Source organism: Neisseria canis, assembly GCF_900636765.1.
Classification (GTDB): Bacteria; Pseudomonadota; Gammaproteobacteria; order Burkholderiales; family Neisseriaceae; genus Neisseria; species Neisseria canis.
Genome location: NZ_LR134313.1, coordinates 945,111 through 959,866 on the forward strand (window position 1 = coordinate 945,111; position 14,756 = coordinate 959,866).

Below are 14,756 nucleotides of genomic sequence, written 5' to 3' on the forward strand. Positions count from 1 at the left end.
GTAATGAGTGATAGAAAACCTGCTTTTTTTATTGTTCTATTGACGGGTATTTTGGCTGTTTTTTATATTATTATCGTTTATTTGGAGGCTTCATGGAGTGTTAAAATTCCCCTTCTGGTTACATGTGCTGTTTTAGGTTTGGCTTTCTGGAGGAGGATGAAAGGAGCTTTGCAGGCCCCTTATTCAATTGTTAGGGAACCGTGGTCACATATTCATAAGATTTTGCAGGGTGTTGAGCAGACGGATACTTATGTTTTATGTTTGGGAAATTCTAATCAATATAGTTGCTCTTTTCGATCTGTTATTGTTAGGGAGGGTGTAACTTATTTAAATATTACAAACCCAGAACATCTAGTTGGTATGGTAGATAAATTATTAATCTATCTACCCAAGAAGATTTTGAAGTTTAGTATAGAGCTCTCTCTTTTTCCTGCTTTATCTCGCGATGATGGGGTGGTTTTAAAAGACTGGTTGCGTAATATTCTTTTTTTACAGAATTACTTAAATGCCAATGTTCCTGTTAATATAGTGTTACATATGCCAATCAATAGTGGACGTAGTGTATTGCCGTGTTGTACTTTGGGTTTGAAAGGAGGGGTAACTGAAGCAGATATTTGTCGGTTGATACAACAATTTAAACAAGTTTTGGGAGAGTCGTTTGTCAAGTATTGCCATAGTTCCAATAATAATCATTATATTAGCTTGATTCACATATTATCTTATCTAGAGGAGATTCTTAGTAAACAAGTTGATATGGGATGGTCATATATTAATGTGCGCAGCATCACGGTGGCGATGGATGGTAGTGGTGATAATCAATCTTTATGGTTTAACTATTTTAAGCAAACAACTGGTGGGTTAGTTTTTCCTTTTGAGTCAGGCGCTCACGAAGTATTGTATTACACCCCGGTATCTTTGTTAAATAAGAATACCGTTTATCGCAGGAATATGGTTATTGATGTTGGATTCAAGGTATTATCCATTATTGCTCTTACTTTTTTAGTGGCATCATCCTTTTCTACTATTAATAATAGCCGCCTTTTGGAGAGGATTAATCAGCATATTTCTGATTTTAAAAAGTATTCTGATAAGTCTGCTGAGGAAACTCAATTTTCGGTGAGACAGTTGCAACAAGATTTACAGTTATTGAAAAAATATCAAAATGAAGGCATACCAGCAAATTTAGGCTTAGGTCTATATCGTGCACAATTATATATTCCTGAGTTAGAGAAAAATTTAGCAAGTATCAAATCAATTACACCTAAACCAGATCCTGTTAAGTCGGTGGTACTGACTTTGGATAGTTTAGCTTTGTTTGACAGTGGGCAGTATGAGTTAAAAAGTAATGCTAATAAAGCCTTAATTGGTGCATTACGAGCAATTGAGGCTCAACCGGCTACTCAGGTATTAATTGAGGGGCATACGGATAATATTGGCAACCCTGCTTCCAACCAACAATTATCTGAAAAGAGAGCCTTAGCTGTCCGGGACTGGTTGGTGGAGTCGTCTAATATTTCTATAAATCGTTTTGCAACCAAGGGGTGGGGTCATAGTAAGCCGGTGGCTGAGAATAATTCTGAGGAGGGGCGAGCTAAAAACCGTAGAGTTGAAATTATTCTAATTCCCAATGAGATAATAACACAACCTTAAGGGCTATAAATGGTATTTAAGTGTTTTGAATATAATATTTAAGTTTAATGCTCAATTTATATTCAAAATTTTTGGTAATCTATTACTTTAATTATTACTTTAATATGGAGTAAAATATGGCAATTCCTGCTTATATGTGGTTAAAAGATGATGGCGGTTCAGCCATCAAAGGTTCTGTAGACGTGAATGGTCGCGAAGATAGTGTGGAGATTGTTGAGTTCCAACATAATGTACGTATTCCAACTGATGCGAATACCGGTAAGTTAACCGGTACTCGTGTTCATGAGCCGATTGTATTGTTTAAAGAATATGACGCTTCATCTCCGTATTTGTATAAAGCAGTAACTACTGGTCAAACTTTGAAAGAAGTGGAAATTAAGTGGTATCAAATTGATGACGCTGGTCAAGAGAAAGAGTATTTCAATACTAAGTTGGATAATGTAAAAGTAGTGGCTGTGGCTCCTGTTATGCACAATATTAAGGATCCAGCACGTGAGCGCTATAATCACTTAGAGCGTGTTGAATTACGTTATGAAAAAATCACTTGGACTTACAAAGACGGTAATATCATTCATGCTGACAGCTGGAATGAAAGCCGCGCTTAAAATGACAAGTGTAAAGTGCTGCCCTCGTGAAAAAGGCAGCACTTTTTAATTTAGGGGCTGTCCTAGATAACTAGGGTTATTCAAAAGCATTTAAAATAACCCTTATGAAGCCGTTTAAGTCAGTATAAACAACACAAGCTAATCGAGCTGTTCGTTGCCGGCGTAACAGCTAGAACAGCAGCGGAATTAACAGGTGTTCATAGAAATACTGCCGCTTACTACTTTCATCGTCTACGTTTGCTGATTTATCAAAACAGCCCGCATTTGGAAATGCTCGACGGTGAAATCGAAGCCGACGAAAGCTATTTTGGTGGCCGTAGAAAAGGCAAACGTGGTCGCGGTGCAGCCGGAAAAGTGCCGGTGTTCGGGCTGTTAAAGCGAAACGGTAGGGTTTATACCGTCGCCGTTCCGAATACCGAAACGATCACCTTACTGCCTATTATCCGAGAGCAGGTTAAGCCTGACAGTATTGTTTATACGGACTGTTACAAAGCTATGATGTATTGGATGTCAGCGAATTTAACCATTTTCGTATCAATCACAGCGCACATTTTGCGGACAAGCAAAACCACATAAACGGCATTGAGAATTTTTGGAGTCAGGCAAAACGTCATTTACGTAAGTTCAATGGCATTCCCAAAGCTCATTTTGAGCTGTATTTGAAGGAGTGCGAATGGCGTTTTAACCACAGTGAAATAAAGTCTCAATTATCCATTTTAAAACAATTAGTAAGAGAGAATTTGACCTAGTTATCTAGGACAGCCCCTTAATTTAAACTTCTTAAGTTTTGCAATTATTATCAATTATCGTTTTTAAAGATTAGAGAGTTATCATGTCCATCCAAGACCAAGCTTTGTTGTTACGCCGTTTGAATAGGCATTGTCAAGAGGCAATGGAAGCTGCCGCTAGTTTGTGCCAAACTCGTGGCCATGCAGAAATTACTGTCGATCATTTGTTTATCAAATTGTTGGAGCTTGGTGACGGAGATGTTTGCGCTCTGTTGCGTCGGTATGAAATCGACTCTGAAGGTATTTGGAATCCTTTATTGGCAACGATGGATAAATTACCTCGTAATATACGAGGAAATCCCTCATTGTCTATGTCATTGAGTAGCCTGTTTTCGGATGCATGGTTGTTTGCATCAGATAGTGGCTATACTGAGATTCGGTCTGCTCATTTATATATGGCACTGTTACACGGATCTTATCGTTTGATGACTCAAGATGCTTGGCCTCTATTGAGCTTGACAGAAACGCAGGTTAGTCGTTTATTAGGCTGGCTGGATGAGGTTTCTGTCGAAGGAAATAAAAATACTTTTGCTTTGGAAGTAGAATCTTTTTCAGACAGGCATTCTGATATGAGCCAAGAGGAAAGGTCGAATGCTATTGTTTCTGCTAACCAAAATGAAGCATTGTCTCGTTTTACAATTAATTTAACAGAAAAGGCATGTAAGGGTAAAATTGATCCGGTGTTTGGAAGGGAAACAGAAATTCGACAAATGATGGATATTTTATCCCGCCGCCGCAAAAATAATCCAATTCTAGTTGGTGAACCAGGCGTGGGTAAGACTGCATTGGTTGAAGGACTGGCTTTAAAAATTGCAAGTAATGAAGTTCCCAAAATCTTGGAAAATACACAGGTTTTGGTGCTTGATTTAGGCTTATTACAAGCAGGAGCAGGTGTTAAAGGGGAGTTTGAGCAGCGTTTACGTAATGTTATTGAAGCTGTGCAGAGTTCGGACGAGCCGATTTTATTATTTATAGATGAAGCACATACTTTGATTGGCGCTGGTAATAGTGCGGGCGGTGCAGATGCAGCAAACTTATTGAAGCCCGCATTGGCAAGAGGTGAGCTACGAACCATCGCAGCAACAACTTGGAGTGAATACAAACAATATTTTGAGAAAGATGCGGCACTGGAGCGTCGTTTTCAAATGGTTAAGGTAGATGAGCCAGATGATGAAGCGGCATGTACCATGTTGCGCGGCCTCAAGCAGCGTTATGCAGCTTACCACCAAGTTCATATTCAAGATACAGCAATTGTTGCTGCTGTGCGTTTATCTCGTAAGTATATTACTGGTCGCCAGCTACCCGATAAGGCTGTGGATCTATTAGATACTGCTGCTGCACGTGTTCGCATGAGCTTAGATACCGTACCACACATATTTGGTTTGATGGAAGCGCAGTTATCATCATTGCAACGTGAGTTGGAGGCATTGCAGGCAGATAATCAATTAGGTCGCTTGAATATAAATAAACATGAACAAATTAGAGCAGTTGAGACTGAAATTTTGGAATTGAATGCCAAAAAAAATTCATTGCAACAACGCTACCAAGTAGAAAAAGCTTTGGCTGATACCATTCAAAAATTGATGAAACAGGTTAAAAACCCAGAGTTGTCAGTTGTAGAGCGTGAGCAAGTACAACGAGATTTAGCTGATAAGCAGGCTTTACTGGATGATAGTGCTACAGAGCAGCCACTTGTTTTTACCAGTGTGGATGAAGTTATTGTTGCTGATATTATTGCTGACTGGACTGGAGTTCCTGCTGGTATTGTACTGAAAGATGAATTGGACAATTTGTTAAAATTAGAAAGCCTGTTGCAAAACCATGTGGTGGGGCAGGATGAAGCGATACATGCTATTGCACAAAGTTTACGGGCAGCAAAAGCTGGTTTGAAAACCAATGATGCTCCGCTGGGTGTATTTCTGTTGACAGGGCCTTCGGGTGTTGGCAAAACAGAAACTGCTTTGGCTTTGGCTGATACTTTATTCGGCGGAGAAAAGTCTCTTATAACCATTAACCTTTCTGAATACAGAGAGGCGCATACGATATCTCAATTAAAAGGTTCGCCTCCCGGTTATGTGGGTTATGGCGAAGGAGGTGTGTTGACTGAAGCTGTGCGTCAGAAGCCTTACAGCGTAGTGTTGTTGGATGAAGTAGAAAAGGCTCATAAAGATATTCTTAACCTCTTCTATCAAGTATTTGATAAAGGTATGATGCGGGATGGTGAGGGGCGTGAAATCGATTTTAGAAACACGGTTATTTTGATGACATCTAATTTAGGAGCGGATAAATTAACACAGTTGTTGCAGCCAGCTTCTGAAGCTGAGGAGTCTCAACGTGACGAGTGTAACGAGGTGGATCAGGAGGGGGCGGTAAGTGTTCCTGAGCAGCAAAATGGTATTGCCGATTATCAAATCGAAGCTCTTGCCCAGCCTATTGAAAAAAAGGTTAAATCTAATCAGATAAAAGAAGAGAAGATAGAATATAGCCTGTCTGAATTAGAAGACATCGTTCGTCCAATTCTATTGAACCATTTCCAAGCTGCGCTATTAGCACGTATGCAAGTTGTGCCCTATCGTCCACTGGATAAAATGGCATTGGCTCGAATTGTCGGTTTTAAATTAGATAAAGTGGCAAAACGACTCTATGACCAACAGCAAACACGATTGAGTTATAGTGACGAATTAGTGGAGTTGTTGGCTGATTCTTGTAGAGTGGGTGAAAGCGGTGCGCGCAATATTGATCATCTGCTGAATCGTCAGATTATGCCAGCTATTGCACAGAACTTTCTACATTGGCAGAAGAGTGTTGGACGTGTGCCTTCTCAAGCACAGCTAACAATAGGAGAGGATGGTGTTGATGTGTTATTCAGTTGATTATAATTACTCTTTAGTTATATTGATCCGAGAACAGAGTCGTTGCAAGGTTTCTAGTTTGAAACATTTTTTAAAAGTGTGGTCAATGTTGGGATAGGTTAGCAATGCGGTTAAGTGGAACCTTGCTCTGAAATAGGTACTGAAGCACTTCAATTAAAGAATCTATAAACTCTAAAAACTCTAATTTTTTGTTTTTGGGCTTGGTATGAATATTATTGTTGTCTCAGAATAAGATATTCGTATCAAGTCCATATTTGAATATATTGGAAAAATGCAAGGTAAATTACACTTGAGGAAGTGGGTATCTTCTATACTTTAATTTTAGGGGCTGTACTAGATAAGCAGTCATGCTAGACTGCAAAAATGAAGATAACTCGTTGTAAATTAAAAAAGAGTATTCAAAAGAAGTTGCTTCAATTTTTGTACTTGAAGTAACCGCCCGTTCTGCTGCCGATTTGTTAGGCATCCATTCCAATTCAGCGGCTCTGTTCTACCGCAAAATCCGCGAAGTCATCAGCCATCATCTTGCTTTGGAGGCCGATGCGGTTTTTGATGGCGCTGTCGAATTGGATGAAAGTTATTTTGGCGGATACCGTAAAGGCAAACGCTGTCGCGGCGCCGCAGGGAAAGTGGCGGTTTTTGGCATCCTCAAACGCGGCGGGAAGGTTTATACCGTGGTGGTGGAAAACGCCAAACGGGAAGGCTTGTTGCCTGCTATTACAAAGAAAATCATGTCGGATAGCATTGTCTATACAGACGGTCTGAGCAGTTATGATGTGCTGGATGTGAGTGGTTTTACCCATCATCGTATCAACCGCAGCAAATTATTTGTTGATCGTCAGAACCACATTAACGGCATCGAAAATTTTTGGAATCAGGCAAAACGGGGACTTCGTAAATACAACGGTATCGACCGCAAATCTTTCCCGCTGTTCTTGAAAGAATGCGAATTTCGTTTTAATTTTGGCACACTGTCTGAGCAGCTTAAAATGCTGCGAAAATGGTGTGATGTTTAGGGCTTATCTAGTACAGCCCCTTAATTTTACCTGTTTACTTGTATAAAAATAAAAATTAAAGAGAGCATTGCCAGAGTGATTTATTTGTTTTGGGTTTCTGTCTATTTAGAAAGTTTGTATGGTTGCTTATCGTTATTTTTTTGCCTTTGCTGGCTTCTTGCTCCTTGCTAATAGTTCTGTTTGTGCAGTGACAACCTCCGCAGAAAACTATTTAGGTATGTTGATCGAAAAAGATGAATACGTTCGTTTGCAAGATTGTGATGAACAGATGGAATATACCTTGGCACCTTCAGGTAAGTATGGTTATGATGCAATTGCGGAGTTAATCAGTCTGAGAAAAAATACTACGGCAAATATTCCTATCAGTGTGCGTTTGAATGGCAGTATTGAAGAAAATATTAATAATAATAAAAACCGATATTTTTTAGTGAATGATATCGCATCAGTTCAGACTGGTAAGAGTTGTTATATTGCTCCAACCAAGCCTCTTGAAGTTTTTCAGACGGATGATGTTATCAAAAAAGGCCTGTCTGAAAAAGAAATTGACAGCCAACTGTAAGAAACTCTAGCGTTGTTTACAGTATTTGAAAGACAATACTGCCATGAACATCCATAAAAACACCCGCCTTACCCCGCACCAACGCCAAGCCGTTTGGCGCGCCTATACGCAGGATAAAATCACCGTTACCTCACTGGCCCGGCAATACCAAGTCAGCAGGGTTACCATTTACCGCATCCTAAAGGCCGCACGGCTGCAGCTGCTCGCACCACAAAACAGCACCAACAACCGTTTCAAACAGGCCAAATACGGAATGAAGCGTTTGGCAAAAGTGGAAAAACACATCGAAGAAAAGCTCAAGAAACAGGCCAAACGCTACAACAAATCCTATCCCGGCGAAATGGTGCATTTCGACACCAAACGACTGCCTTTGTTGCAAAACCAAAAAGCAACCGCCTCAAGAGATTACCTGTTTGTCGCCATTGACGACTATTCCCGCGAACTGTATGCGGCCATTTTGCCCGACCGTACAGCGGCTAGTGCGGCCAAGTTCCTTTTGCGTGATGTGATTGACTGTTGTCCTTATACCATCGAATGCGCCTATTCGGACAACGGCATGGAATACCGTGGCAATGCGTCGCATCCGTTTGCGGTTGCCTGTGTGCAGAACAACATCAACCAGAAGTTTACCCGTATTGCCCGACCGCAGACCAACGGTAAGGCAGAACGGGTAATCCGCACCCTGATGGAAATGTGGCATGACAAAGTTCCGTTTATGGATTCGGAACACAGGCAGAAGGAATTGTGCCGTTTTGTGAATTTTTATAATACGGTTAAGCCGCATAAGGGCTTGAAGGGCGATACGCCTTTTGAGGTTTTACAGGCTTATTTTTCTCAATCTGTTGTGTAAACAACGCGAGGATTTCTTACACTGAAAGTTTGGTCAATATGTTATGGCCGCATTATTTGCGGATGATACCTTCATTGACAATATTGGAAATCCAGCCAGATAGAAATAAGCTTCAAAGTAATCAAATTGTAGAAAAAGGACTGGTAGTGCAATCTGAGCCTGTCAGTTTGAATGATAGGTTGACACGTTGTATTTATCGAACTACAGGTGATACAGAAATTCTTCCTATTCAATTGTTGGGTACTTTTTTAGATTATGATGCACATGGGCGTAGTGTTATTCGAATTTCATTTTCTCTTGATAGGCAAGCACAACGTAACAATCTGGATTTGTCTTCATTACGCTTGTATATTTCTGCAGAAGAGCCGGTTGCTTTTGCTTTGCGCTACGCATTATTACACCAAGTACATTCCATTAAATTCAGTTTGAATCAATATACAAATGTGGAGAAGAATATTCATTTGAAGCAAGTAGGTTTTTCAGATGATAATCGTTTATGGGGAGGGGATAGTAATAGTTTTTATGGATATCAATTGCTCTTGGAATATTTTTGTTTTAAGCAAAAATTCTTCTTTATTGATTTAAAAGGAATAGATATAAATTGGCTATCCGAAAATTCAGAAGTATTTAGTGTAGAGATTGTCTTAACCAAGAATTATCCAGCAGAGTTGAAATTTGATGCTGATGTATTGAAGCTGAATTGTACCCCAGCGATTAATTTGTTCGATATGGAGGCAGAACCGGTAAGAGTTGATCATAAAGCTTATGAATACCCAGTTAAGCCACTTTTACATGAAGGTATGCAGGTGGAAGTTTATTCCATTGAGGAAGTGGTCGCAGTCAATAATGCTACTGGGCAACGTCATGCTTATGTGCCGTTTTCCTCATTCCGTCATCGGGGTGGTTTAATGAAATATGATGCACCTGAGCGTTACTTTCATACTAAAGTTAAGCGGGGAGTCAGCGGAGGGCATGAAACCTATCTGATGTTAGGAGGACAGCTTTGGGAAAAAAATATTCAATTGCCGTCTGAAACTCTATCATTAAAAGTGGTAGGTACTAACGGTATGCTACCACGTAAGACTTTGCGTGAAACCCAGATACAGGACCGTAACACAGGGGAACCAAATGTGATTTTGGTGCGCAACATTATTACACCTAGCTTGTCGTGTTATCCACCTATGGAAGACCGTTTTCAATGGCGTATCCTTTCCCATTTGGCACCCAATTATCTTTCATTGATTAACTCAGACAGTCTGAAAGGTACTTTGGCAATTTATGACTGGACAGAAGATGAGCTGAATAAACGTAAGCTGAATGGCATAATGGAAGTGAAACATGAACAGGTACAACGCATTGAGAAAGGAGCTATACATCGAGGCATCCATATCACGGTAACATTGGATTCCAACGCTTATGCGGGGGAGGCAGAAATTTATTTGTTTGGTGAATTACTGAGCGAGTTTTTCAGTATGTATGCTGATTTGAATTTGTTTACTCGGCTGAGTATTGTTTCTTTACCGTCAGGAAAAAAATATACATGGAAAGACAGCAAAACCACTACCGTACGGTTTTAGAAACAGCAAATCAAAGTGTCGAAGATGAGAGTCTAGTAACGGATATACCGCTATGGGAAATCCCTAAGCCTAAGGTTCAACAGCAAATCGAAGAAGGTGGTATTTTTGACAGTGTGTTAGGGCAGCAAGTTGGAGATACTGCTGCTCAAATAAACTTTTTCCAATTTTGTCGTATTTTAGAAAGTTTATTGGATCAAGATACGGCTGGTGGGTTACAAGGGGTAGTGCGTTTCCGAAGAGTCAAATCGTTGTCTTTTCCTGCAGGCGAAATTGCAGAAGTCGAGCATGTTCCTGAATACAGATTACCTTCGGTACGTACAACTTTTTTGGGACTTTATGGTGTTGACGCAGTATTACCCGATTACTTTTTCAACGATATTGCAACTAATACTGAGGGTAGTGAAAGTCTTGCAGCATTTTTAGATATTTTCAACCATCGGATTTCTATTCTGTTTTATCAAGCTTGGTTGAAATACCGTTACCCGTTCCAGTTTACTTTTGGTGGTTCAGATGACTTGTCTTTGTCTTTATTGCACCTAATTGGACAGACCACAAAGGGGGATGCACTAGGGCACAATATTCTATCCAACCCGATTTTAGATAGTAAAATTTTGGGGTTGTTAAGTGTTTTTCATCAACGTACGCGTACTAGTGATGGAGTGAAGAGCATAGTGAAATATATCAGTCCTAATGCAGCGGTAAATGTAACAGAATTCTGTCAACAATGGATAAATTTGGATGGAGACCGGCAGCTGGGTAATGCGCCGTTACGATTGGATGGGGGAAGTGCTGTTTTGGGGCGACGGATTAAAGATTATAATCATCTGATTGATGTTGATATTACCCCAACCAGGTTTGAAGCGGTACAAGAGCTTTTACCCAAGGAACCTTTGCATCAGAGGTTGATGGAGTTGTTAAAAATTTATTTGGGACATCGCTTAGATGCTTCAATCTATTTAAATATTAAAAAAGAATGGATTCCTCAAGCAAAATTGTCATCAGTTCACATACTTGGCATTAATACAGGATTAGGGAGAGGTAAGGCGGATAAGCGTATTAAAGTTGGAAATTGCCGATTAGGTTGATAGATAAATGCTTAATTCCAGATAGACATAGTCTTCAAAGATGACTAAAGAAGAAGCATAAACTCAGAAAAACGGATTACGAAAAATGAAAATTAGCGTAAAACTCATTATCAAAATATTATTGATATTTAGCCTACCGTTGCTGGCGTTGGCAGGTTGCGGGACTTGGCAGTCAGTAAAAGACGGTACCGTTAATGTTACGCGTAATGTTTTTTACAGCAAGCTGAAAACATTGAAAATTGATCTTATCGCACGTCATGCCCTTAACCAAAATGAACGCGGACAATCTCTATCTACCGTGGTGCGTATTTATCAACTCCAAGATAAACAAAAGTTTGAGAGTGCGCTCTATCGTGATTTACTGAATCAGGATAAGACAACGTTGGGTGATGATTTATTGGAAGACAAAGAAGTGATTATACGCCCGGGTGAAGCAATTGCAGTTGATAGTGAAATTCACAAGGATATGGATTACGTAGGAGTAGTGGTTTTTTTCAATCGAACTGATGATGAACAAGATTGGAAAATGTTGATTCCAAAAAAAGAATTATCCAATAAGAAATCGCTTCCGATTGAATTGGTGGATCGGAAATTATTAAAAATAAATAAGAAAGAAAAATAGGTAAGATTAAATGGAAGCTGGGTTATATGAAAAACTGACGGGTTATTATTCTGATGGTGTGGCAATTGAAGGAATGTCCAGCAGCAGACAGTTAATAAAAAGTGTGTTAGATAATATCCAGCGTATTTTAAATAGTCGCAGTGGTGCGATTAAACATTTGCCTGATTATGGTATTCCGGACTTGAGTATGGTCTATAAAAATCTACCGTCCAGTGCTCATGATTTACGCAACTGTATGAAGCAAACATTGTTGAAATATGAACCGAGGTTAACCAGTTTAAACATAGAGCTAACCGAATCCAAAGATAATTTAATGATACTTTGTTATCAATTGGATTGTAGTATTGAAAGCGTCGGATCGGTAATCATTGACACTTATTTTATGCCGGAGGGGACGGTTACTGTTAAAAATAATGTTTCTTGATAATCAGGAAAATATATAGTCAATCTACTTAATGTTAATGATATCGTCATTAACATTAAGTAGATTGACTATAGTTTACAGGATTGGATAGAGATAACAGTGAGACCTTTGCGTTGTAGAAAATCCTAGCGTTGTTTACAGTATTTGAAAGACAATTCTGTATGAACATCCATAAAAACACCCGCTTAACCCACATAGCCGTCAAGCCATATGGCGTGCTTATACCCAAGACAAAACCACCGTTACCTCTTTGGCTAGGCAGTACAACGTCAGCAGAGTAACCATTTACCGCATATTGAAAGCCGCCCGGCTGCAATTGCTGACCTCCCAGAAGAGTAAAACAGGCTAAATACGGTATGAAACGTCTGGCTAAGGTCGAACGGGAAATTGAAGAGAAATTAAAGAAAAAAGCCAAACGCTACAATAAATCTTATCCTGGCGAGATGGTTCATGTTGATACCAAACGATTGCCGCTACTGCGCCATCAAAAAGCAACCGAACAGAGGGATTATCTGTTTGTTGCTATTGATGATTTCTCTCGGAAGCTGTATGCGGCCATCTTGCCTGACCGTACTTCGACCAGCGCGGCCAAATTCCTAGTGCGAGATGTGATCGACTGCTGTCCTTATACTATAGAGTGTGTTTATTCCGATAACGGCATGGAATACAAGGGCAGCGCCGCCAATCATCCGTTTAGCGTCGCATGCTATGAGAACCATATCGGCCAATTGTTACCCGCGTCGCCCGACCACAAACCAACGGTAAAGCGGAGCGGGTAATACGCACGCTGATGGAGATGTGGCACGACAAAGGGCAATTTAAAGATTCGGAACACCGGCGCAAGGAGTTGTGCCGATTTGTAAATTACTACAATACAGTCAAATCACATAGCGGTTTGAAAGGAGAGACACCTTTCGAGGTATTGCAGGCTTATTTTTCTCAACCTATTGTGTAAACAACGCGACGATTTCTAACACAAAGTGAGTGCGCAAAGCCATCTGAAGGCGATGTGTTTGAACCTGTTGAAAGCAGCCAACAGGCTGCGTGGGTCTGTTGTTGCCTGAATAGCAGCTCACATACCCGATTATCGGGTATGTGAGGAGAATAGAGAGATGATTTAGAACGGAAAACAGCCGAAACCCTGTGTTTGGGTTTCGGCTGTTGGGTAAAGATGTTATTTTGCAAAGGTATCGGCTTGTAACCTGGTAGAGCGCTGCGTTTCGGGTTGAAAACAAAATGCAAGATACTCGGGCTAAGCCCGAGTATGACAAGCGTACTATTTTTAAGTTGATACACTATAGAGATTAGCTTTAACTGAAAGTCGAATGCCTGTCTGAAAAACCGTTTTCAGACAGGCATTCGAGTATCTGGCGAACAGGTCAGCGCCTGATGGCTTTATCCGCAATATCCGTGCGGTATTGCATGCCGTCGAACGAGATGTGTTCAAGCGCTTGGTAGGCTTTGGCTTTGGCTTCAGCCACGCCGTTGCCCAAGCCGACTACGCATAACACGCGGCCGCCGTTGGTGAGGATTTCGCCGCCGTTGCCTTGGATGGTGCCGGCGTGGAACACTTTGCCGATGGCGTTAGCTTCATCCAAGCCGGAAATAGCGTCGCCTTTTTTCGGGCTTTCGGGGTAGTTTTGCGCGGCCAGCACCACGCCCACTGCGGTTTGCGGGCTCCATTCCGCTTCAACGCCGTCCAGTTTGCGCTCAAGTGCGGCTTGGATTAAATCGACAAAATCGCTGTTGAGGCGGCTCATAATCGGTTGGGTTTCGGGGTCGCCGAAGCGGCAGTTGAACTCGATGGTGTAGGGCGCGCCGCTTTCGTCTATCATCAGGCCGGCATAGAGGAAGCCGGTAAATTCGTTGCCGTCGGCTTTCATGCCGCGCACTGTGGGCAGGATGATTTCGTTCATCACGCGCTCATACACGGCATCGGTTACCACGGGTGCGGGGCTGTACGCGCCCATACCGCCGGTGTTGGGCCCTTGATCGTTGTTTAACAGGCGTTTGTGGTCCTGGCTGGTGGCCATCGGCAACACATGTTCGCCGTCAACCATTACGATAAAGCTGGCTTCTTCGCCTTGCAGGAAATCTTCAATTACCACGCGCGCGCCGGCGTTGCCCATTTTGTTGCCGAGCAGCATATCGTCGATGGCGGCGTGTGCTTCGTCCAAAGTCACCGCCACAATCACGCCTTTGCCTGCGGCCAGACCGTCGGCTTTAATCACAATCGGCGCGCCTTTTCGGTTTACATACTCATGCGCCTGATCGGCCTGCTCGAAGGTTTGGTATTGCGCAGTGGGAATGCCGTGTTTTTTCATAAAGGCTTTGGCAAAGTCTTTCGAGCTTTCCAGCTGCGCGGCAGCACGGGTGGGGCCGAACACGGGCAGGCCGGCGGCGCGGAAGTCGTCCACAATGCCGGCGGCCAGCGGCGCTTCGGGGCCGACCACGGTAAAGGCGATATGTTCGGCTTGGCAAAACGCGATTAAATCTTGATGCGCGGTTTTATCGAGATTCTGCAATTTAGGCTCTTGCGCCGTGCCCGCGTTGCCCGGGGCGACAAAAACAGTTTCCACTTTGGGCGATTGTGCCAGCTTCCAAGCTAAAGCGTGTTCGCGCCCGCCGCTGCCGATAACGAGAAGTTTCATAGCTTTCCTTTGCGGTAAGGTTTCAGACAGGCATTATAGCGGATTTCACGATATGC

Annotated in this window: 10 protein-coding genes and 3 pseudogenes; 12 read left to right on the forward strand and 1 reads right to left on the reverse strand. The window is 41.7% G+C overall.

All coding sequences use genetic code 11. The annotated features are described in order from the left end of the window. The first annotated feature begins 3 nt into the window (after nucleotides 1–3). From EL143_RS04375 to EL143_RS13005, 12 genes and pseudogenes are all read left to right on the forward strand, one after another. On the forward strand, nucleotides 4–1,650 hold the full coding sequence (locus EL143_RS04375; RefSeq protein WP_126326605.1) for an OmpA family protein: 1,647 nt from the start codon (nucleotides 4–6) through the stop codon (nucleotides 1,648–1,650). Nucleotides 1,651–1,766: 116 nt separating this feature from the next. Continuing rightward, entirely contained in the window at nucleotides 1,767–2,255 is a 489-nt protein-coding gene (locus EL143_RS04380) for an Hcp family type VI secretion system effector (protein ID WP_085417562.1), read from the forward strand. Nucleotides 2,256–2,396: 141 nt separating this feature from the next. Then, nucleotides 2,397–3,004, forward strand: a pseudogene (locus EL143_RS04385) (IS1595 family transposase). Between the two features lie 83 nt (nucleotides 3,005–3,087). Continuing rightward, the gene (tssH, locus tag EL143_RS04390; RefSeq protein ID WP_085417532.1) at nucleotides 3,088–5,916 is read left to right on the forward strand and encodes a type VI secretion system ATPase TssH; all 2,829 of its coding nucleotides are present in this window, start codon (nucleotides 3,088–3,090) and stop codon (nucleotides 5,914–5,916) included. Nucleotides 5,917–6,279: 363 nt separating this feature from the next. Then, nucleotides 6,280–6,932, forward strand: a pseudogene (locus EL143_RS04395) (IS1595 family transposase). Nucleotides 6,933–7,050: 118 nt separating this feature from the next. Next, nucleotides 7,051–7,491 (forward strand): hypothetical protein, encoded by a 441-nt coding sequence (locus tag EL143_RS04400; RefSeq protein ID WP_126326607.1) that lies wholly within the window; start codon nucleotides 7,051–7,053, stop codon nucleotides 7,489–7,491. Between the two features lie 43 nt (nucleotides 7,492–7,534). Next, on the forward strand, nucleotides 7,535–8,341 hold the full coding sequence (locus tag EL143_RS04405) for an integrase core domain-containing protein (protein ID WP_126326518.1): 807 nt from the start codon (nucleotides 7,535–7,537) through the stop codon (nucleotides 8,339–8,341). Between the two features lie 38 nt (nucleotides 8,342–8,379). Beyond that, complete coding sequence (tssF, locus tag EL143_RS04410) at nucleotides 8,380–9,918, forward strand: type VI secretion system baseplate subunit TssF (RefSeq protein ID WP_126326609.1); 1,539 nt, start codon at nucleotides 8,380–8,382, stop codon at nucleotides 9,916–9,918. After that, the gene (gene tssG, locus EL143_RS04415) at nucleotides 9,882–11,003 is read left to right on the forward strand and encodes a type VI secretion system baseplate subunit TssG (protein WP_085417426.1); all 1,122 of its coding nucleotides are present in this window, start codon (nucleotides 9,882–9,884) and stop codon (nucleotides 11,001–11,003) included. The genes tssF and tssG overlap by 37 nt, the downstream gene beginning before the upstream one ends. A gap of 85 nt (nucleotides 11,004–11,088) precedes the next feature. Beyond that, complete coding sequence (gene tssJ, locus EL143_RS04420; RefSeq protein WP_085417425.1) at nucleotides 11,089–11,625, forward strand: type VI secretion system lipoprotein TssJ; 537 nt, start codon at nucleotides 11,089–11,091, stop codon at nucleotides 11,623–11,625. 10 nt (nucleotides 11,626–11,635) lie between these two features. Next, a complete protein-coding gene (gene tssE, locus EL143_RS04425) occupies nucleotides 11,636–12,049 on the forward strand; it encodes a type VI secretion system baseplate subunit TssE (protein ID WP_085417424.1) in 414 nt (137 codons plus the stop codon). A gap of 161 nt (nucleotides 12,050–12,210) precedes the next feature. Beyond that, nucleotides 12,211–13,004, forward strand: a pseudogene (locus EL143_RS13005) (integrase core domain-containing protein). 424 nt (nucleotides 13,005–13,428) lie between these two features. Here the strand turns inward: EL143_RS13005 and purD are convergent. Beyond that, nucleotides 13,429–14,700, reverse strand: a complete 1,272-nt coding sequence (purD, locus tag EL143_RS04435) for a phosphoribosylamine--glycine ligase (RefSeq protein WP_085417423.1) — start codon at nucleotides 14,698–14,700, stop codon at nucleotides 13,429–13,431. Nucleotides 14,701–14,756: the final 56 nt, after the last annotated feature.

Coding starts and splice junctions, on each gene's coding strand:
- EL143_RS04375 (WP_126326605.1), top strand. CDS start 4: ATGAGTGATAGAAAACCTGCTTTTTTTATTGTTCTATTGACGGGTATT.
- EL143_RS04380 (WP_085417562.1), top strand. CDS start 1,767: ATGGCAATTCCTGCTTATATGTGGTTAAAAGATGATGGCGGTTCAGCC.
- tssH (WP_085417532.1), top strand. CDS start 3,088: ATGTCCATCCAAGACCAAGCTTTGTTGTTACGCCGTTTGAATAGGCAT.
- EL143_RS04400 (WP_126326607.1), top strand. CDS start 7,051: ATGGTTGCTTATCGTTATTTTTTTGCCTTTGCTGGCTTCTTGCTCCTT.
- EL143_RS04405 (WP_126326518.1), top strand. CDS start 7,535: ATGAACATCCATAAAAACACCCGCCTTACCCCGCACCAACGCCAAGCC.
- tssF (WP_126326609.1), top strand. CDS start 8,380: ATGTTATGGCCGCATTATTTGCGGATGATACCTTCATTGACAATATTG.
- tssG (WP_085417426.1), top strand. CDS start 9,882: ATGGAAAGACAGCAAAACCACTACCGTACGGTTTTAGAAACAGCAAAT.
- tssJ (WP_085417425.1), top strand. CDS start 11,089: ATGAAAATTAGCGTAAAACTCATTATCAAAATATTATTGATATTTAGC.
- tssE (WP_085417424.1), top strand. CDS start 11,636: ATGGAAGCTGGGTTATATGAAAAACTGACGGGTTATTATTCTGATGGT.
- purD (WP_085417423.1), bottom strand. CDS start 14,700: ATGAAACTTCTCGTTATCGGCAGCGGCGGGCGCGAACACGCTTTAGCT.